This is a genomic window from Marinicauda pacifica, assembly GCF_004793635.1.
GTDB lineage: Bacteria > Pseudomonadota > Alphaproteobacteria > Caulobacterales > Maricaulaceae > Marinicauda > Marinicauda pacifica.
In genome coordinates, this window is record NZ_SRXV01000002.1 from 62,437 (window position 1) to 79,920 (window position 17,484).

A 17,484-nucleotide genomic window follows, 5' to 3' on the forward strand; every position below is an offset into this window, starting at 1 on the left:
ACCCCGGCCGGGCCCGGATATCATCCGGGCGAAGAGCCGGGCTCCTGCACGAAAACAGCGATGAGGTCCCGGCCCTGCGCGCTACGCGCCTGGCCGGGATTTCATGAAGGTGAGAAGACGGACGAATGACTGACCTGAACGAACAGTTTTCCGGCACGAAGACCGTTACCGACGCGCTGAAGTTCGACGAGTCCGCACTGGACGCGTGGATGACGGCCCATGTTGGCGACTATGCCGGCCCGCTCACCGTCACACAGTTCAAGGGCGGTCAGTCAAACCCGACCTACAAGCTGGATACACCGTCCGCGTCCTATGTCCTGCGCCGCAAGCCGCCCGGCAAGCTCCTGCCCAGCGCGCATGCGGTGGACCGCGAATTCACCGTGATGAGCGCTCTGGGAAAGACCGGCTTCCCGGTGCCGAAAATGCACGGGCTGTGCGAGGACGAGAGCGTCATCGGGACGCCCTTCTACGTCATGGACTTCGTCAAGGGCCGGATCTTCTGGGACCCGTACCTGCCCGGCATGGAGCCCGACGAACGCGCCGCGCTCTACGACGCGTCGAACGCGACGCTCGCCCAGTTGCACAATATCGACTACGAGGCGATCGGCCTGGGCGATTACGGCAAGCCGGGAAATTATTTCGACCGCCAGATCGGGCGCTGGACCAAGCAGTACAAGGCCGCTGAAACGCGCCCCATCCCGGCGATGGACAAGCTGATCGAGTGGCTGCCCGAGCACGCGCCCGAACAGGAGCGCACCTCAATCGTCCACGGCGATTACCGTCTGGACAACATGATGTTCCACCCGACCGAGCCGAAGGTCATCGCCGTGCTCGACTGGGAGCTGTCCACGTTGGGCGATCCTCTGGCCGACTTCACCTACCAGCTGATGCAGTGGCGCACCCCGAAGGATATCCGCAACGGCTTCCTCGGCGTCGATCTGAAATCCCACGGGATTCCGACAGAAGACGAATACGTCAAAGCCTATTGCGAACGCACCGGGCGCGACGGGATCCCCAAGCTCGATTTCTATATTTCCTACAACATCTTCCGCCTCGCGGGCATTGCGCAGGGCGTGTATGCGCGCTCGCTGCAGGGCAATGCATCGAACGAGCGCGCCAAGGATCTGGGCGCGCTGGTCGAGCCGATGGCCGAGTATGCGTGGGAGATTGCGCAGAAGGTTTGATCGCCACGAGCTCCCGGGTCTGTGCCTCGCACCACCCGGGGTTTCAGCGGCCGAGATGGCCGAGGAAGGGCGCCAGCAGGGCGACGCCGACCGCGAGTTCGAAGGCGGTACCGAAGACGTTGTAGCCGGTGCGGACGCCCTTCGAGGCGTCGGCCACGAGCGACACGGTGCGTCCGAGGCCCATGCCGATCCAGTAGCAGGCTGCGGCAAAGCTGGCCCCGATCACCGATCCTTCACCCGCCTGACCGCTCATGGCCAGGGTCAGCAGAACCGCAGCGTGCAGCAGGAAGAGCGCGCCGCCATAGCTGGCGCGAAACTCCGCCCACCCGCCGGGCCGTTCGGTTTCGGGGGTCAGACGCACGACGCCGGCGCCCCAACGGGGCCGGATCAGGCTGAGCAAGCCCATCGCGCCCCCGATCAGGGCGGCAATGCCTGCGATATACCAGGTGAAGGACCAGTCGGCCATGAGCGTGCTCCCGCGAAGACTATGACAGTTATACGCGGTACGCAGCGCCGCGGATCAAGGCAGCAGAGGCGGCCCGGTATCCCCCACCCTGCAAGGGAGGAATTCCCGGACCGCCAGCCCGAGCATCAGCCCTCGTTCAACCACCGCTTGGCTTCAAGGCGGGCGATGGTGCGCTCGTGCACCTCGTCCGGCCCGTCGGCCAGGCGCAGCGTGCGGATGCCGGCATAGGAATAGGCCAGCGGGAAGTCGGCACTGACCCCGCCGCCGCCATGGGCCTGGATCGCATCGTCAATGACGCGCAACGCCATGTTCGGCGCAGCCACCTTGATCATCGCGATCTCGCCGCGGGCATGCTTGTTGCCCACCGTGTCCATCATCCACGCCGCCTTCAGGGTCAGAAGACGCGACTGCTCGATGTCGATGCGGGCGCTCGCGATGCGCTGGTCCCAGACCGAGTGCTTGATGACCGGCTTGCCGAAGGCTTCCCGGCTCATCAGGCGCTTGACCATCAGCTCCAGCGCGCGTTCGGCCGCGCCGATCGTGCGCATGCAGTGGTGGATCCGGCCCGGCCCGAGGCGGCCTTGCGCGATCTCGAAGCCGCGCCCCTCGCCCAGCAGGATGTTGGCGGCCGGCACGCGGACATTGTCCAGCTTGACCTCCATGTGGCCGTGCGGGGCGTCGTCATAGCCAAAGACCGGCAGATGACGTTCGATGGTCACGCCCTTGGCGTCGGCGGGGACCAGGATCATGGATTGCTGGCTGTGCGTCGGCGCATCGGGATCGGATTTGCCCATCACGATGTAGATCTTGCAGCGCGGATCGCCCGCGCCCGAGCTCCACCATTTGCGGCCGTTGACGATATATTCGTCGCCGTCGCGCGTGATCGAGCATTCGATATTGGTGGCATCCGACGAGGCCACGGCCGGCTCGGTCATCAGGAAGGCGGAGCGGATCTTGCCTTCCAGCAGCGGCGTCATCCACTCGTCCTGCTGCGCCTTGGTGCCGTAGCGGGCAAGCACTTCCATATTGCCGGTGTCCGGCGCGGAGCAGTTGAAAACTTCCGACGCCCAGGGCACCCGGCCCATCTCTTCGGCAAGCGGCGCATAGTCGGCATTGGACAGGCCCGCGCCCTTCTCCGACTCAGGCAGGAAGAGGTTCCACAGACCGTCCTTCTTCGCCTGTTCCTTGAGCTCCTCGATGATCGGGATGACCTGCCAGCGGTCGGTGCCGAACCCGGCCAGCTGCTCGGAATAGGTCTTCTCGTTCGGATAGACATAGGCGTCCATGAAGGCCCGAAGGCGCTTCAGATAATCCTTGCAGGTATCGGAATACTCAAAATTCATTGAAACGATCTCCTCCCGTGTGGCTTTTGCCGTACCGCAACACGCGGCGTTTTCGAGTTTGGCCTATCATGGCACGGGAGAAAGCTGATTCCACCTGCCATATGACCGCATTTCTGATTCTCATAAGTGTATTAGCGACCGCAGCATTGTCGGCCGTGTTCGGCATGGCCGGCGGGCTGATCCTGATGGGCGTGCTGGCCGCCCTGCTGCCGGTGGCGAGCGCCATGTTCGTGCACGGCATCCTGCAGGGCGTGTCCAACGGGTGGCGCGCCTTTTTGCTGCGCGACTATCTGCTCTGGCGCACGATCGTCTGGTACGCGGCCGGCGCGATCGCCGCGGCTCTGGTGCTTGCAGGTGTGTCGGTCGTCCTGTCCCGCCCGCTGCTGTTCATCGTGCTGGGACTGGTGCCCCTGCTGGTCTGGCTGCCCCGGCGTCATCTGCACCTCGATTTCACGCGCCCGGTCCATGCGGTCCTGTGCGGGTTTCTGGTCACCGGCCTCAACGTGATCGCCGGGGTCGCGGGGCCGCTGCTGGACGTTTTCGCGCAGAATGTCGACGCCGACCGGCGGGCCGTCGTCGCCACCAAGGCCGCGACGCAACTGGCCGCCCATCTGGTCAAGATTGTCTACTACCTGCCGCTGGTGCTGGACCAGGGCCTGGGACTTCCGGTCTGGGTGCTTGCGGCCGCCATCCCGCTCTCGGTCGCGGGCACGATGGCCGGCGCGCGGGTGCTGGACGCGATGAGCGATACGCACTTCCGGCGCTGGACGAAGCGTCTGGTGACCGCTATCGGCGCGGTTTACGTGATACGCGGACTGATATTGCTGGCAGGGTAAGCGATGGACTTGAGCGAGCAGAAACTGCTGGAGAACGACTTCGTCCGGCTGGAGCCGTTGCGCGACCGCCACCGGGGCGTCTTGCGTCCGCTCGCCGACGAGGCCGAGCTCTGGGCGCTGACCAGCGTGCGCGCGGACGGCGTTCATTTCGATCCCTGGTTCTACACCATGCACGCAGCAACCCGGCTGGACCGGCAGATCTCCTATGCCGTGTTCGACAAGCTGTCCGGGCGCTATGGCGGGCATACCGCCTTCCTGTCCATCGTGCCCGAACACCAGCGCGTCGAGATTGGCTGGACCTGGTACGGCGCGGAGTTTCGCGGCACCCACGTCAACCCCGCCGCCAAGCGCCTGATGCTGGAGCGCGCCTTCGAAGCGGGTGCCGAGCGCGTCGAGCTGAAGACGCACGGACGCAACGAACGCAGTCAGCGCGCGATGGAAAAACTCGGCGCGGTGCGCGAAGGTGTCCTGCGCTCGCAGATGAATACCTGGACCGCAGAGCGGCGCGACACGGTGTATTATTCGGTTCTCAAAGAGGAATGGCCGGATGTCAGAGCCGGGCTCGACCGGCGCCTGACGGCCATGAAGCCCTGATGCGTATCGCCATCGACGAACCCACCCGTCCCGAGGCCGCCGCCGTGATCGAGGCCCATGGCCGCTACACGTCCGATGTGTCTCCGGCCAATACCTGCCACTATCTCGATGCCTCCGGCCTCACCCATCCCGACATCACCTTCTGGACGGCGCAGGAGGACGGTGCGGTGCTGGGCTGCATCGCGCTCAAAATGCTCAGCCCGGACCGCGCGGAGATCAAGTCGATGCATGTGCTGGCCGCCCATCGCGGCAAGGGCATCGCACGCAAGCTCATCGAGGCGCTGATCGAGGAGGCGCGCGGGCGCGGGGTCAGCTGGCTCGGTCTGGAGACTGGCCGGTCGGAGGGGTTTGCCGCTTCGCGCGCGCTTTATGCCAAGCTGGGATTTGACCCGTGCGAGCCTTTTGGCGCTTACTGCGGCAAGTCGTTCAGCTATTGCATGTCGCGCGCGCTCTGACCCGCGGCACAGTTTCCGGGGGGATCCATAGTGACCGCACGCATTTTTCACGCACGCCCGTGCATGGGCGCAATCCTGGCCGGTCTCGCCCTGGCCTCACCGGTGGCGGCCGCCCAGGAGGCTGAAAGCGTCTACACGCGCGTCGAGAGCTGCCCCAGCTATCAATACCCCGACGAGCCGGTCTGGGAGACCGCCTGCGCCGGCCATGACACGTATTCGCTCTATCTCATGAGCAGCGAGCACAGCTCGGCGATTGCCTATGCGTTCGATGGCGGGCCGCGCTCGGACTTCATGCGCGTTCCGGCCAATGCGCCCTATTCCAACTTCCATGACGTCGTGGAATGGCGCCTGCACGCGGGCACGCCCGTCGCCACCATACACAGGTCCATCGCCTTCACCCCCGGCGGCCTGGAGGGGACCGACGCCGAGCAGCAGGAGACGCTGGTGGTGACCGCGCTGGCGCCCGGCAGCGACGCCGTGGCCTGCCAGATCGCCTTCCTGGACGCCAGCGCGATGAGCGACGCCAACCAGGCCGCGCGCCTGGTGGCCGACACCTTCGCCCCGTCCTGGAGCTGTGACGGCGCGGACCCGATGCGCTTCGATGCGCTCGACCAGGTCTACATGTCGGTCGAAGCCTTCGACGGCCAGTCGCGGGACGATTAACCCGCAGGCGCGCCTTGATCGGGCCTCCCCCATCCCTGACATTGGAAAGGGCCGGTCAATCAGAACAAGGGACGAGCCAGCATGGCGGTAATCGAGATACGCGACAGGGGCGGCTGTTTCGGCGGAGGATGCGTCGGCATCGTGGCACTGGCTGGCTGGATCACCGCCGTCGTGCGCGACGCGATGATGGTCAAGTGGCTGTGGCTGATCTTCGATCTCCTGCTGCCGCCGCTCGGCGCCCTGCGTGGCTTCCTCATGTGGCTCGGCTGGGCCTAGCTTTTCTTCGGGCGCAGACGCCGGCTCGGCCTTCGGCTGGGTGTCAGGGATTGGGTTTGGCGCGGCGCGCGCGGAAGAAGGCCCGGAGCAGGTGCGCACTGTCCTCTGCCAGCACGCCGCCCGACACGTCGGGGCGCCAATGGCAGGTGGGCTGGTCAAAAAAGCGCGGGCCGTGATCGACCGCGCCGCCTTTCTCGTCGCTCGCGCCGTAGACGACCCGGCCAATACGGGCATGGCTGATCGCACCGGCACACATGGCGCATGGCTCGAGCGTCACGTAGAGTTCGAGCCCTGTCAGGCGGTAATTGCCGAGCGCCAGGCCGGCCCGGCGCAGGGCGACGATCTCGGCATGGGCCGTCGGATCGTGACCGGCAATCGGCGCATTACCCCCCTCGGCCACGACCTGTCCGCTGGCGGGATCGACGATCAGCGCGCCGATCGGCGCCTCGCCCGCGTCGCCTGCCGCTTGCGCCAGCTGCAGCGCCCGGCGCATATATCTCTCATCGCGTTCGGTCATGATCCGAGCGCTTAGCCGCGAACCGGAAATACCTCAAGCATGACCGATCAAGACGATGGCGCCAAAGCCACCGGCGAACGCATTGCCAAATATCTCGCTCACGCCGGGATCGCCTCGAGACGCGAGGCGGAAAAGCTGATCGAGGCGGGCCGCATCGCGGTCAACGGCAAGGTGCTGACTACCCCGGCCTTCAAGGTCACCGCCGCCGACGACATCACGCTGGACGGCGAACCGGTCGGCGCGAAACCGGAGACACGGCTCTGGCGTCACCACAAGCCGGAAGGCCGGTTGACCACGCACAAGGATCCGGAAGGGCGCGAGACGGTCTTCGAACACCTGCCCAAATCGATGGGCCGGGTGATCTCGATCGGGCGTCTCGATCTGAATTCGGAAGGCCTCCTGCTGCTCACCAATGACGGCGAGCTGGCGCGGATACTGGAACTGCCCGCAACGGCCTGGACCCGCCGCTACCGGGTGCGGGCCTATGGCGATGTGAAGGACAGCCAGCTTGAGAAGCTCAAAGACGGGATCACCGTCGAGGGCGTCACCTATGGTCCGATCGAGGCCAGCGTGGACCGGCGCACAGGCGCGAATATCTGGCTCACCGTGGGCCTGCGCGAGGGCAAGAACCGCGAGGTGCGCAAGGTGCTCAACGCGCTCGGCCTGCAGGTCAACCGCCTGATGCGCGTGGCCTACGGACCGTTCCAGCTCGGCGCGCTGGCGAAGGGCGAGACCGAGGAGGTCAAGCTCTCGGTTCTGCGCGACCAGCTGGGCAAGCTCTACCCGCTGGACACGGACGGCTATCCGGCCGGCTCCGGCCACGTCACCGGACCGGTCAAGACCGGGACCGCCAAGGCCAAACCGCGCCCGCAGCGCCCGGGTGGTGGAAGCGGGCCCGGCCGCAAACCGGGTGGAAAGCGCCCGGGCGCGCCGGGGCGCGGCCCGGACTCATCCTCTGGAAAACCGGCAGGAGGCAAGGCGAATGCGAATCGTCGCCGGCGCCCATAAGGGACGCCAGATCGCCGCGCCGAAGGGGCGGACTACGCGGCCGACCTCCGACCGGGCCCGTGAGGCGATCTTCAACAAGCTGGCTCACGCCCCCTGGTCAGCCGGCCTGGAGGGGCGCCGTGTCATCGACCTGTTTGCAGGGTCCGGCGCGCTCGGCTTCGAGGCGATGAGCCGAGGCGCGGAGTTCTGCCTCTTCGTGGAAACCGACGCCGCAGCCCGCGGCGCGATCCGCGAGAATGCCGAGGCCCTGTCCATGTTCGGCAATACGCGCATCCACCGGCGCGATGCGACCTCGCTGGGCACGAAACCGGCGGGCGTCGGGCCGGTCTTCGACCTGGTCTTCCTCGATCCGCCCTATGGCAAGGGACTGGGCGAAGCGGCGCTGGTCGAGCTGACAGCCGGGCGCTGGGTCGGGCCGGACGCGCTGGCGGTTTTCGAGGTCGGTGAGAAGGAAGATCCCCAGGTCGAAGGCTGGGACCGGCTGGACGAAGGCGAGTACGGCGCCGCGCGGGTGATCTTTCTCAGGCCCAGCGCAGTCGTGGCCTGAGGCGCGTCCGGCGCGGCTTGCTGATCTCTAGACCAGGGCGGCGGGGCCGCCATCCGCACCGGATTCGCTAGCAGTGCCAGCACGCGTCTGGCGTCTGAGCACCAGGAGCGCACCGGACATCAGGACCAGAACCAGAACGCTGGCAATGACACCCTGCAGAAGAGCCGATCGCATCCGAGCCCGTGTGGCAGCCTCGAACACCTCGGTCTCCTCGCGCAAGCGCAGGCTGCGCAGCATCGACAGGTCGTTGTGGCGCGCTCTCATCGACTCCGACCAGGCAATCATCTCGGAGCGCTCCAGGACTGCACCTTCTTCACCGGATCCCCAGACGGCGTCGCGCATGGCGGTGAGCGAGGCCGTGCCCGTTCGATGAAAGGCGAGATTGAGCGCGCTCGCCGCCGCCGCATCTGTGTTCGCGTGATACTGCGTGCGCTGAACCTGTTGCGTCTCGATCGCCCGTTCGAATTCCGCGCGCAGCGGCTCGGGTAGCCAGCCTTGAGCAAATGCGACCTGACCCAGCGCGTTTTCCAGACCGATGCGATCATCCAGCCTGGCGAGCGCAACAAACGCTTCACCGAACGTGGTCTCGCCAAGCCGGTCGTGGATCAGAACGCCCATCTCGGCAATCATGGAATCGATCACAGCGGTATAGCGTGTGGCGACAGCCTCGGGAGACGCGGTTCCGCGGCGCACATCCTCGCGAAGCGGCCCGAGCGCAAGCACGGCCGGACGCGTCCTGTTGAGACTTTCCCGGCCGACGTCGCTCAGCGAGCGCCGCCACTCTTCATCGGCAACCGCAGTGCTGAGAACCGACATGATCGAGTTGGTCGATTCGACCCGGCTCTCGTATTCATCCGGCGCGCTGTCCTTCAGCGCGGTAAGGTAGATCGCTTCGGTACGCTCGCGGCCCAGATCGTCGAGCATCACGTTCGCATAGGCGAAGTGTTCCAGTGATTTGTCCGCCTGCGCGACCCGGGCATCGAGGGATGACACGCGCTGTGCCGTGACCGCGACGGCCACCAGCACCAGAAACAGGCCGATCGCCAGGATCAGCTTGTGCGGCAAGTCACTGTCTGACGCGGCTGCCATAGATATCCCCCAACCCGTGCAGCGAATGGTTGAAAGCATTCAACAGAAATCTTGTTAAACGAGCATGAAACTTTTGGTGCGACCGCTGCGATTCGCAGCGTGGCGCTACTATCTGCGCCCGAACAGACGTTCGATATCGGCGAGCTTCAACTCTACGTAGGTGGGGCGGCCGTGGTTGCATTGTCCTGAATGAGGCGTCGCTTCCATCTCGCGCAGCAGCGCATTCATCTCCTCGCCCGACAGGCGGCGTCCCGCGCGCACCGAGCCATGGCAGGCCATCGTGCCGACGACCTCTTCCAGCTTCTCCTTCAGCGAGAGGGCTTCGTCGTATTCGGCCAGCTCGTCGGCCAGATCGCGGATCAGCCCCTGCACGTCGAGACGCTTGAGCAAGGCGGGCGTTTCGCGCACGGCAATGGCGCCCGCCCCGAAAGGTTCGATCACCAGGCCCAGCTCGGCCAGCTCCTCAGCCCGGTCCAGCACGCGGCGCGCCTCGGTCTCGTCCAGTTCGACGATCTCGGGAACCAGAAGCGACTGGCGTGCCACGCCGCTCGCGCGCAATTGGGCTTTCATGCGCTCATAGACAAGCCGCTCATGCGCGGCGTGCTGGTCGACGATGACGATCCCGTCCGCGGTCTGGGCCACCACATAGGTCCCGTGAAGCTGCGCGCGCGCCACGCCGAGCGGCCAGTCGGCTCCCGGCTGCCCGGACTCGCCGCCGGACTCCTCATGCGGCGCGCCGGAGGGGCCGGGAGGCTCGGCGAGATAATCGGGTTCGACCCGCGCCGAGACGCCAAATCCGGAGGCCTGGTCCTCACGAACCGGGTAAGCCATATCGCCTGCGCCATCCGGCTGCAGGCTGCGCTCGTATCCTGGCGAGACGGCTGCTCCCGCCCAGCTGCGCGACCCGCTCCACAGTCCGGCGGATGGAGATGATTGCGGCTGCACCTTGCCCAGCGCATAGCCGGCCACCGTGGTTGAGGCGCGATGGCCCGCCCCGGCCAGCGCATGGCGCAGAGCGCCGACGATCAGACCGCGGACCAGACCAGCATCGCGAAACCGTACCTCTGCCTTGGCCGGATGGACATTGACGTCCACCTCGTCGGTGGGCAGGCCGACATAAAGCGCCACGACCGGGTGCCGGTCGCGCGCCAGAAAATCCTGGTAGGCGCCGCGCACGGCCCCGACCAGCAGCTTGTCGCGCACCGGGCGGCCATTGACGAACAGGAACTGGAACTGGTTCGAGCCGCGATTATAGGTGGGCAGGCTCGCCCACCCCGACACGCTCACGCCCTCGCGTTCCTGATCGATGGCCAGCGCGTTCTCGCCGAAATCCCGGCCCAGCAGGCCCGACAGGCGGGCGCGGCGCGCCGCCGCCGGATCGGACGCGGTCTCGGCCGGAAGCGAGAGCCTCGAGCGTCCGTCCGAGTTCAGGAAGAAGCCGATATCGGCCCGCGACAGGGCAAGGCGCTTGAGAATGTCGTTGATCGCCGTCGTCTCGGCGCGCTCGGATTTGAGAAATTTCAGCCGCGCCGGCGTGGCGTAGAACAGATCGCGCACCTCCACCCGTGTTCCGCGCCGTCCCAGCGGCGGGGCCGGACGTGGCTCTCCTGTCCGGCCACCCTCCACGCTGAGCGCCCAGGCCTCGCCGATTTCCGCGCTCTGAGTGCATATCTCCATCCGGGCGACCGAACCGATCGAGGGCAGCGCTTCGCCGCGAAATCCCATCGTCTCGATATTCAGCAGATCGTCGCCCGCCTCCGACACCGGTAGCTTGGACGTGGCATGACGCTCTACCGCGAGTGCCAGCATGTCGGCATCCATGCCCGACCCGTCATCTTCCACGATCAGCCGGGTCAGTCCCCCGCTTTCCACGCTGACATCGATGCGGCGCGCGCCGGCATCAATCGCGTTCTCGACCAGCTCCTTGATGGCGGACGCAGGGCGTTCCACCACCTCGCCGGCGGCAATGCGATTGATGGTTTCCGGACTGAGGCGGCGAATGGCGGGCATGGCGCAAGCGTCGCGGGCGCGCCTGAGTCGGTCAAGATGCCCGCTCACCGTAAAACCGGAATAGAAAACCCCGGCCGCAGCCGGCCGGGGTTCAAAAAGCTCAGCGCCGTGAGGCCTCGCCTAGAGACCGGGCAGCTTGCTGCGCACCGTTTCGGGCCGGCCGATGACCACATCGCCGCCACCGGTCGCGCTCAGGATGCGCTCCTGCTCGGCCTGCGGATCGATGGGTTCGGGCCGCGCCTGGTTGCCCACGACCTGCCCGTCTCCGTCGCGCCAGAACAGGATCCGGTCGGCAAAGCTGGTTTCCTTGCGGACCACCTGCGCGGTCTCGCCATCGATCAGCGCACGCACATTCGGGTTCGCGTTACCCGCACCGGCGCGGGCGGCCAGCAGGATTTCCGCGTCCGACGCGTTGGTGGCATCCATGTCGCCGAACAGGGCGCGGCGCGCCTGCTGGTCGGTATAAATGTCTTCGGGACGCAGGCCGCCCGGCTCCGGCGGACGCAGATTATACTCGGGCGGAACCGAGAGCGGCGCGATCGTGACCACGCGGAACTCGTCCGGGGTCGCCTTTTCCGCACCAAGCGCCTGACGCACGCCGGAGGAACAGGCGCTGGTCGCCAGAAGGGCTGCAACAGCAGTCAGGATGAGGCGTGTGCGCATGAAATCGGGCTCGCTCATGGGTCAATGTCAAAACGATAGGGACTGTTTAACAGAGCCGGGCCCTCGAAGACCAGCCTTCACGACATTCTGCCGCGCTTTTCAGAGCGGGCGCGATTGTGGCCGTCCGTTATCGAGCAGCAGGTCCAGCACGAGAAGCGCGACCCCGATCGAGATGCCGGCGTCGGCCACGTTGAAGACATAGGGAAAATACAGGCCGGAAAAGTCCAGGAAATCGGCCACAGCCCCATAGACGAGCCGGTCGATCACATTGCCGATCGCCCCGCCGATGACCAGGCCGAAGGCGACCGCCTGAAGCCAGCGCTCGGCCTTGGTCAGCCACGCCGTCAGCACACCGGCGATCAGCAGCGAGAACCCGGCGAGCAGAAGGCGCTGCCACAGGCTGTCCGCGGCCAGCAGGCCGAAGCTGACCCCGCGATTCCACACCATGGTCAGATTGAAGACCGGATCGAGCACGCGGATCTGACTGCCCGGCCCTCCGGCATCCAGGTCGACGACGCGCAGAATGATGTGCTTGGTGATCTGGTCGAGCGCCAGCACCAGGCCGGCGACGAAAAACCCGGCTGCGGCCAGGCGCGCACGGCCCCGGCGGCGTCCAAACATCTTGCTCATGGCCATCCCTTCTTCAAAAACACGATCCCGCGCCAGCGGTCTAGCCGTTCAATATCTGCCGAGCCGTTTCGCAATCCGCGCCGATCTGCGCCTTCAGCGCATCGAGCCCGTCAAAGCGCTTCTCCGCGCGGATGAACGCCTCCAGCGCCACTTCGAGCTCGAGCCCGTAGAGATCGCCCTCGAAGTCGAAGATATTGACCTCCAGGCGCTCGTCCGTGCCCCCGACCGTCGGGCGTTTACCCGCATTGGCGACACCGGCGCGCCATTGCGTCTCGCCGGGCAGTCGCGCGCGCACGGCATAGACGCCGGGCAGCGGACGTACGTAATCCTCGAAGGCGATATTGGCCGTGGGAAAGCCCAGCACACGGCCGCGCTGATCGCCGCGGCGGACCACACCCTCCACGATGAAGGGCCGGTCCATCAGCAAGCGGGCGCGCGTCACGTCGCCGGCCTGGATGGCCTCGCGCACGGCGGTCGAGGAAATCTTCTCGCCGCCATCGTCGATCTCGTCTGCCGTGCGTGCCGTGAAGCCGTAGCGCTCGCCAAGCTCGCCCAGCATCGCCGCATCGCCGGCACGGTCATGGCCGAACCGGAAATCAGCCCCGGTGACCACGCCCTTCAGGCCGAGGCCCTCGGCCAGAACGCCGCGTGCGAACATGTCCGGAGTCATGGCCGCCAGCTCCGGTCCGAACGGAATGTGATGAACACGTACCGCGCCGTGCTTGCCCAGCGCACGCACACGCTGGCCGTCGCTCATCAGGCGGAAGGGTATGGTGTCGGGTTTGAAATAGCGCCGCGGATGGGGCTTGAAGACTGCGGCCACCACCTCGCAGCCGAGCGACCGGGCCAGCTCGGCCGCCGTCTCCAGCACCGAGAGGTGCCCGCGATGCACACCATCGAAATTGCCCAGCGCCGCGACGCCCCCCTTGTCGGAGGACGCAAGCGCGCGATAGCCCTCAACGGCGCGGGTCATGGCAGACGTCGTGTGCAGCGGGGAGCGGCGGTCACGCTTACGCGTCCGCGTCGCTGGACTTGCGGCGCTTGCGCACCATGACTTCGGCATCGGCCTCCATCACGACTTCACCATTGACCCTGCATTCGCAAACCATCTTCACAAGACGCGAGCGGATATCGATCCCGGCCACCGTGGCGCGGGTATAGACCGTGTCGCCCGGGCGGACCGGCTTCTGGAATCGGATCTTCATGCTCTGGAAGATCGCGCCCGGTCCGGGCAATTCATTGCCCAGCACGCACGAAACGAAGGACGCCACCAGCGCACCATGGGCGATCCGGCCACGGAACGGAGTCTTCGCGGCGAAGGCCTCGTCCATGTGCAGCGGATTGAAGTCGCCAGACACTTCGGCGAATTTTGCAATGAGGTTATCGTCGACCTGCCGCTCGATCTCGGCGGACTGGCCTACCTCCAGCTCATTGATTCCGAAGCCCTGATTCTCGCTCATTCGCCTGCCTTTCTTCACGTGCAGCGTGTTTAACCGAATTTTGACCGCACTTGTCTAGCTTTCACACCCAGAGAACGGGCAACGCCGGATCGGCCACGGCTCGGGACCTTGGTGAAACAGGACGGAGGTTGGGGTATGGCTGTCGAAATGTCGATGCCGATCCTGGTAGTTGATGACTACAAGACGATGATCCGGATCATCCGGAATCTTCTGAAACAGATCGGGTTTGAGAACGTGGACGAGGCTGCCGACGGCACCGAGGCGTTCGAGAAAATGAAGAAGCAGAAATATGGTCTGGTCATCTCTGACTGGAACATGGAGCCGATGACCGGTTACGAGCTTCTCCAGCGCGTGCGCAGTGACGATTCCACGAAGAACACGCCGTTCATCATGGTGACCGCAGAATCCAAGACGGAGAACGTGGTCGCTGCGAAGAAGGCCGGTGTGAACAACTACATCGTGAAGCCGTTCAATGCCGGCACGTTGAAGGCCAAGATGGCCGCCGTACTGGGTGACTTCTAAAGCCCAGCGATCCCTCGACGGACCGCAATTCATAAGGAGGGTCTCATGCCCGCCGCAGAAGTCGCCGCGCGAGTGCGCGAGTCGCTGCAGTCGATAAAGGCCAGTGACTTCAAGGACGCCCAGGTCATGGATGTCCTGGAGCTGGCCCAGCAGCTTACCAGTACGATGCAGCTATTCTTCGGATCGCTCGACCGATCGATCCATCAGGAATTCAGCTATATCGCCACCTACATCTCCCGCACCCGCGAGGAGATCTCCAAGCTGCGCCCGAACGACATCAAGGAACAACGTATTCCTGTCGCCGGGGCCGAGCTGGAAGCGGTGGTCACCGATACCGAAAAAGCGACCGAAACCATCATGAGCGAGGCTGAAACCATCCTCGGTCTGGATGCAGAGGCCGATCCGGCCGCCTACAAGGAGCGCGTCGACGCCGCGATGATGACCATCATCGAGGCCTGCTCCTTCCAGGATCTCGCCGGTCAGCGGGTCTCGAAGGTCGTCACCTCGCTCAAGCACGTCGAAAAGCGCGTTACCCGCTTTGCCCAGTCGATGGGCGTGCACGATGCCGACGCGGACGAGGACGAAAAGAGCGAGGCCGAGCGCAAGCGCGAGCTTCACCTGAACGGTCCGGCCATTGGCGGCCCGGAGAAGAAACAGAACGAAGTCGATAACATCATGGATCTCGGCCAGGACGATATCGACGCGCTGTTCGACTAGGCTCGTCACGTCCTCCCAGCCCGATCAGACCCGATAAGCCCCGCGAAGATTGACGCTTCGCGGGGTTTTTTGACGGCCGGAAGAATTTGCACACACTCCCTCTTCTCAAGGGGTGAAAGACGCGCCAATTCTATATCAGCGCGGCACGCCTCGGGTCCGGGACGTGAGGGCGCGCGTGTTCATTTTCTGGACGTTACACACATGATCGACCCGATCGCCGCCGGAACTTCCCCGGCGGCCGCCCCGGCGCCTTCCCCTTCGCGCCTCGGCCTTCACGCCATCGCCTGCGCCGTCTTCGGTGCCGGCTTCGTGGCCATCACCCTGGAATCGGTTGCCGCGGCCCTGATCTGGTCGCTGGCCTCCATGGCCCGCCTGCCCGCCGGCACGCTCTACAGCCTGGAGGCGGTCTGTCTCGTGGTCACCCTGGCTGGCGGCTTCTGGCTCGCGCGCCATGCGCTCGGCCTGGCGGCTGCACGCGCCCGGGGCGCGCTGGTCTAGCGGTTCGCTTCGCGCAGACCTGGCTACCAGACCAGCGCCGCTGCGCTGTAGCGCGCGGCGACCTGGTCCTCGGCCAGGACGCTATCGGCTGCGGCCGGATCGAACGCGCCTGAAAATCGCTCGCCGAGTATCCCTCCGGCGATGAAGAAAGCGTCGATGCCTTCCTGCTGCGCGCCGGAGATATCGGTTTGCGGCCCGTCGCCGATCGCCAGAAGCCGGGTCTTGTCGACCGGCTGGCCGCCATTCAGCTCGGCCAGGCGCTGATAGGCGAGATCGTAGATGGGCGGGTGAGGCTTGCCGGCAAAATGGGTTTCCCCGCCCATGGCCTCATAGGCCTGGGCAAGCGCGCCGGCGCAGGGCAGAAGACGGTCGCCCACCTGAACCACAATGTCCGGGTTGGCGCACACCATGGGCAGGCGGCGAAGCTGCGCCTCGCGCAACAGGTCGGTGTAATCGTCCACCGTCTCGGTCTCGTAGTCGAACAGGCCGGTACACGAGATGAAGGCGGCGTCCTCCAGAGGTGCAAATTCCAGGCCCGTGCCCTCATACAGCGCATCGTCCCAGTCGGGACCCAGCTTGAAGGCGGGGCCGGGAGCACGTGCCGCAAGCAGGGCGTGGGTCGCATCCCCGCTCGTCACCGCATCGTCGAACGGGCGCGGACGCTGCGGCCCGAAGCCGCCCATTTCATCCAGAAAATTCAAAAGCGAGCCCGACCGGCGCGGAGAATTGGACACCAGCACCACCTGTCCGCCTGCCGCCTTGAACCGGGCCAGGGCCTCCAGGGCCGGATCGACCAGGCTGCGTCCGTCCCGGATCACACCCCAGACATCGCAGAGGATGGCGTCGTAATCGGCCGCGACATCGCTCAGGCGGACAGCGTCGCTCATGGACAGGGACTTTCTCTTGGCTTGGGGCCGGCGCAATCTCGATGCGCGCCAGCCTGCCCGGTTTGACGCGGACTTCAAGCGGCCAACCGCGCAAGCGGCGTCCAATGTTGCAGTCTGCCGGAGCGCACCGAAAAATTCTCGGGAACCTGACACCGGTGCTTGGGCGTTACCCTGTTGTCACACCGGCGCCGTCCCCTCCCCAAACAGGCGCATACCCCAAGGCGTGACACGCGGCGTTCCCCTGCGCCGCACCGATACGGACTGGGCCCGGCCGGGCCCGCAAAGACGCACCCGCCTCCCCTCCCCGGGCGCCGCGCGCGTCAGTTCAAACAGGCCCGGCCGGCCGCCCGCTCTTCCAGACCGATCCGACCTTTCCTGACGGACATCGGCCCCGTGAAATCTTTCACCGGGTGGCGTCCTCACACTTACATTGCTGCCTGTACGACTCGTCGCTCACACCCGGGCGAGCCTCACAGACGTGATAGTCGTGGTAGTAGGAGGCGGTTGCGGCGCTCCTAGGTGAGAAAATTCTCACCCGGGGCAATTTTCCGGACCGGATCAAAGTCCGTTCTTGGATTCGCGCCAGCGCTCCATGGACTGGGAAATGGCGAAGGTTTCCCGGTATTTGGGGCTGTCCGAGGGGCGCGGAGGCCGGGCACTGGTCAGCGCCATGATCTCGGCGAGCTTGTTGTGCGCCGCGCCCGACTGACCTGCGCCGATATAGGCGTGCAGTTCGACCAGGGAATCGCTGAGCGGGTCGTGGGCGCGAATGACGAAATAGGGCTCGTCCTCGGCGAGGTCGGGCAGGCAGTCATACTTGGAGGGATTGGCTTTCGACCCGAGCGGCGGGCCGGAATGGGACTGGTCGCCGGACATGGGCGTCTCCTCTTCTTGGCAGAGCGAATCATCAAAGGACCGGAGGGCACTCTAGCCAGTTGCCCCCGGACTTGTCCCGGCGTCGATGTGCGTCGTCCTGACACGCAAGGCCCCTGAGGTGAAGCGCCGAAACGCTCGTGCCTGCTGGATGGCGGAACCGCGCGGTGCCGCCGGCCTGAAGACCGGCCTTGCCCGGGAGGAGGAAATCCCGTTTTGTTCCACTCATGTCCCCGTTCGCGCTCT

At 65.6% G+C, this 17,484-nt stretch carries 22 protein-coding genes; 11 read left to right on the forward strand and 11 right to left on the reverse strand.

From position 1 onward, the window contains the following. The first annotated feature begins 125 nt into the window (after positions 1 to 125). Entirely contained in the window at positions 126 to 1,184 is a 1,059-nt protein-coding gene (locus tag E5162_RS06770) for a phosphotransferase family protein (RefSeq protein WP_135944258.1), read from the forward strand. 43 nt (positions 1,185 to 1,227) lie between these two features. Here the strand turns inward: E5162_RS06770 and E5162_RS06775 are convergent, their stop codons facing one another. Together E5162_RS06775 and E5162_RS06780 are read right to left on the reverse strand one after the other, a co-directional pair. After that, entirely contained in the window at positions 1,228 to 1,650 is a 423-nt protein-coding gene (locus E5162_RS06775) for a hypothetical protein (RefSeq protein WP_135944260.1), read from the reverse strand. A 125-nt stretch (positions 1,651 to 1,775) separates the two neighbouring features. Beyond that, positions 1,776 to 2,993 (reverse strand): acyl-CoA dehydrogenase family protein, encoded by a 1,218-nt coding sequence (locus E5162_RS06780; RefSeq protein ID WP_135944262.1) that lies wholly within the window; start codon positions 2,991 to 2,993, stop codon positions 1,776 to 1,778. A 101-nt stretch (positions 2,994 to 3,094) separates the two neighbouring features. Between E5162_RS06780 and E5162_RS06785 the strand changes: the two genes are divergently transcribed. From E5162_RS06785 to E5162_RS06805, 5 genes are all read left to right on the forward strand, one after another. Continuing rightward, complete coding sequence (locus E5162_RS06785; RefSeq protein ID WP_135944264.1) at positions 3,095 to 3,829, forward strand: TSUP family transporter; 735 nt, start codon at positions 3,095 to 3,097, stop codon at positions 3,827 to 3,829. 9 nt (positions 3,830 to 3,838) lie between these two features. After that, positions 3,839 to 4,423, forward strand: a complete 585-nt coding sequence (locus E5162_RS06790) for a GNAT family N-acetyltransferase (protein WP_371872222.1) — start codon at positions 3,839 to 3,841, stop codon at positions 4,421 to 4,423. After that, positions 4,423 to 4,878, forward strand: a complete 456-nt coding sequence (locus E5162_RS06795) for a GNAT family N-acetyltransferase (RefSeq protein ID WP_233342053.1) — start codon at positions 4,423 to 4,425, stop codon at positions 4,876 to 4,878. The genes E5162_RS06790 and E5162_RS06795 overlap by 1 nt, the downstream gene beginning before the upstream one ends. 30 nt (positions 4,879 to 4,908) lie before the next feature. Next, positions 4,909 to 5,541 carry a hypothetical protein gene (locus E5162_RS06800; protein WP_135944269.1) on the forward strand — a complete coding sequence of 211 codons (633 nt, stop codon included), beginning with the start codon at positions 4,909 to 4,911 and terminating at the stop codon, positions 5,539 to 5,541. A gap of 81 nt (positions 5,542 to 5,622) precedes the next feature. Beyond that, positions 5,623 to 5,817 carry a hypothetical protein gene (locus E5162_RS06805; RefSeq protein ID WP_135944271.1) on the forward strand — a complete coding sequence of 65 codons (195 nt, stop codon included), beginning with the start codon at positions 5,623 to 5,625 and terminating at the stop codon, positions 5,815 to 5,817. A gap of 43 nt (positions 5,818 to 5,860) precedes the next feature. On the opposite strand, the gene tadA is transcribed toward E5162_RS06805, so the two are convergent. Next, a complete protein-coding gene (gene tadA, locus E5162_RS06810; protein WP_135944273.1) occupies positions 5,861 to 6,334 on the reverse strand; it encodes a tRNA adenosine(34) deaminase TadA in 474 nt (157 codons plus the stop codon). Between the two features lie 39 nt (positions 6,335 to 6,373). Here tadA and E5162_RS06815 point away from each other — a divergent pair, with 39 nt between their 5' ends. Beyond that, positions 6,374 to 7,342: a pseudouridine synthase gene (locus E5162_RS06815; RefSeq protein ID WP_135944274.1), complete on the forward strand. Its 969-nt coding sequence runs from the start codon at positions 6,374 to 6,376 to the stop codon at positions 7,340 to 7,342. Next, entirely contained in the window at positions 7,317 to 7,889 is a 573-nt protein-coding gene (rsmD, locus tag E5162_RS06820; protein WP_135944276.1) for a 16S rRNA (guanine(966)-N(2))-methyltransferase RsmD, read from the forward strand. The genes E5162_RS06815 and rsmD overlap by 26 nt, the downstream gene beginning before the upstream one ends. 27 nt (positions 7,890 to 7,916) lie before the next feature. Here the strand turns inward: rsmD and E5162_RS06825 are convergent, their stop codons facing one another. From E5162_RS06825 to E5162_RS06850, 6 genes are all read right to left on the reverse strand, one after another. Then, a complete protein-coding gene (locus E5162_RS06825; RefSeq protein WP_158291224.1) occupies positions 7,917 to 8,978 on the reverse strand; it encodes a nitrate- and nitrite sensing domain-containing protein in 1,062 nt (353 codons plus the stop codon). A 108-nt stretch (positions 8,979 to 9,086) separates the two neighbouring features. Continuing rightward, positions 9,087 to 10,988: a DNA mismatch repair endonuclease MutL gene (gene mutL / locus E5162_RS06830; protein WP_135944280.1), complete on the reverse strand. Its 1,902-nt coding sequence runs from the start codon at positions 10,986 to 10,988 to the stop codon at positions 9,087 to 9,089. 120 nt (positions 10,989 to 11,108) lie between these two features. After that, positions 11,109 to 11,669, reverse strand: a complete 561-nt coding sequence (locus E5162_RS06835) for a DUF3035 domain-containing protein (protein ID WP_233342054.1) — start codon at positions 11,667 to 11,669, stop codon at positions 11,109 to 11,111. A gap of 81 nt (positions 11,670 to 11,750) precedes the next feature. Beyond that, positions 11,751 to 12,281 (reverse strand): signal peptidase II, encoded by a 531-nt coding sequence (gene lspA / locus E5162_RS06840; RefSeq protein ID WP_233342055.1) that lies wholly within the window; start codon positions 12,279 to 12,281, stop codon positions 11,751 to 11,753. A gap of 40 nt (positions 12,282 to 12,321) precedes the next feature. Further along, positions 12,322 to 13,254: a riboflavin biosynthesis protein RibF gene (gene ribF / locus E5162_RS06845; protein WP_135944282.1), complete on the reverse strand. Its 933-nt coding sequence runs from the start codon at positions 13,252 to 13,254 to the stop codon at positions 12,322 to 12,324. 37 nt (positions 13,255 to 13,291) lie between these two features. Further along, positions 13,292 to 13,741 (reverse strand): MaoC family dehydratase, encoded by a 450-nt coding sequence (locus tag E5162_RS06850; RefSeq protein WP_135944283.1) that lies wholly within the window; start codon positions 13,739 to 13,741, stop codon positions 13,292 to 13,294. 135 nt (positions 13,742 to 13,876) lie between these two features. Here E5162_RS06850 and E5162_RS06855 point away from each other — a divergent pair, with 135 nt between their 5' ends. The 3 genes from E5162_RS06855 to E5162_RS06865 all read left to right on the forward strand — a co-directional run bounded on the left by E5162_RS06855 (position 13,877) and on the right by E5162_RS06865 (position 15,478). Beyond that, complete coding sequence (locus E5162_RS06855) at positions 13,877 to 14,263, forward strand: response regulator (RefSeq protein WP_135944285.1); 387 nt, start codon at positions 13,877 to 13,879, stop codon at positions 14,261 to 14,263. 45 nt (positions 14,264 to 14,308) lie between these two features. After that, entirely contained in the window at positions 14,309 to 14,980 is a 672-nt protein-coding gene (locus E5162_RS06860; RefSeq protein WP_135944287.1) for a protein phosphatase CheZ, read from the forward strand. A gap of 201 nt (positions 14,981 to 15,181) precedes the next feature. Further along, complete coding sequence (locus tag E5162_RS06865; RefSeq protein ID WP_135944288.1) at positions 15,182 to 15,478, forward strand: hypothetical protein; 297 nt, start codon at positions 15,182 to 15,184, stop codon at positions 15,476 to 15,478. Positions 15,479 to 15,501: 23 nt separating this feature from the next. Here E5162_RS06865 and E5162_RS06870 read toward each other — a convergent pair whose 3' ends face one another. Beyond that, the gene (locus tag E5162_RS06870) at positions 15,502 to 16,365 is read right to left on the reverse strand and encodes a TIGR01459 family HAD-type hydrolase (RefSeq protein WP_135944290.1); all 864 of its coding nucleotides are present in this window, start codon (positions 16,363 to 16,365) and stop codon (positions 15,502 to 15,504) included. A gap of 558 nt (positions 16,366 to 16,923) precedes the next feature. Then, positions 16,924 to 17,241, reverse strand: a complete 318-nt coding sequence (locus E5162_RS06875) for an aspartate decarboxylase (protein ID WP_135944291.1) — start codon at positions 17,239 to 17,241, stop codon at positions 16,924 to 16,926. Positions 17,242 to 17,484: the final 243 nt, after the last annotated feature.

Coding starts and splice junctions, on each gene's coding strand:
- E5162_RS06770 (WP_135944258.1), top strand. CDS start 126: ATGACTGACCTGAACGAACAGTTTTCCGGCACGAAGACCGTTACCGAC.
- E5162_RS06775 (WP_135944260.1), bottom strand. CDS start 1,650: ATGGCCGACTGGTCCTTCACCTGGTATATCGCAGGCATTGCCGCCCTG.
- E5162_RS06780 (WP_135944262.1), bottom strand. CDS start 2,993: ATGAATTTTGAGTATTCCGATACCTGCAAGGATTATCTGAAGCGCCTT.
- E5162_RS06785 (WP_135944264.1), top strand. CDS start 3,095: ATGACCGCATTTCTGATTCTCATAAGTGTATTAGCGACCGCAGCATTG.
- E5162_RS06795 (WP_233342053.1), top strand. CDS start 4,423: ATGCGTATCGCCATCGACGAACCCACCCGTCCCGAGGCCGCCGCCGTG.
- E5162_RS06805 (WP_135944271.1), top strand. CDS start 5,623: ATGGCGGTAATCGAGATACGCGACAGGGGCGGCTGTTTCGGCGGAGGA.
- tadA (WP_135944273.1), bottom strand. CDS start 6,334: ATGACCGAACGCGATGAGAGATATATGCGCCGGGCGCTGCAGCTGGCG.
- E5162_RS06815 (WP_135944274.1), top strand. CDS start 6,374: ATGACCGATCAAGACGATGGCGCCAAAGCCACCGGCGAACGCATTGCC.
- rsmD (WP_135944276.1), top strand. CDS start 7,317: ATGCGAATCGTCGCCGGCGCCCATAAGGGACGCCAGATCGCCGCGCCG.
- E5162_RS06825 (WP_158291224.1), bottom strand. CDS start 8,978: ATGGCAGCCGCGTCAGACAGTGACTTGCCGCACAAGCTGATCCTGGCG.
- mutL (WP_135944280.1), bottom strand. CDS start 10,988: ATGCCCGCCATTCGCCGCCTCAGTCCGGAAACCATCAATCGCATTGCC.
- E5162_RS06835 (WP_233342054.1), bottom strand. CDS start 11,669: ATGAGCGAGCCCGATTTCATGCGCACACGCCTCATCCTGACTGCTGTT.
- lspA (WP_233342055.1), bottom strand. CDS start 12,281: ATGAGCAAGATGTTTGGACGCCGCCGGGGCCGTGCGCGCCTGGCCGCA.
- ribF (WP_135944282.1), bottom strand. CDS start 13,254: ATGACCCGCGCCGTTGAGGGCTATCGCGCGCTTGCGTCCTCCGACAAG.
- E5162_RS06850 (WP_135944283.1), bottom strand. CDS start 13,741: ATGAGCGAGAATCAGGGCTTCGGAATCAATGAGCTGGAGGTAGGCCAG.
- E5162_RS06855 (WP_135944285.1), top strand. CDS start 13,877: ATGGCTGTCGAAATGTCGATGCCGATCCTGGTAGTTGATGACTACAAG.
- E5162_RS06860 (WP_135944287.1), top strand. CDS start 14,309: ATGCCCGCCGCAGAAGTCGCCGCGCGAGTGCGCGAGTCGCTGCAGTCG.
- E5162_RS06865 (WP_135944288.1), top strand. CDS start 15,182: ATGATCGACCCGATCGCCGCCGGAACTTCCCCGGCGGCCGCCCCGGCG.
- E5162_RS06870 (WP_135944290.1), bottom strand. CDS start 16,365: ATGAGCGACGCTGTCCGCCTGAGCGATGTCGCGGCCGATTACGACGCC.
- E5162_RS06875 (WP_135944291.1), bottom strand. CDS start 17,241: ATGTCCGGCGACCAGTCCCATTCCGGCCCGCCGCTCGGGTCGAAAGCC.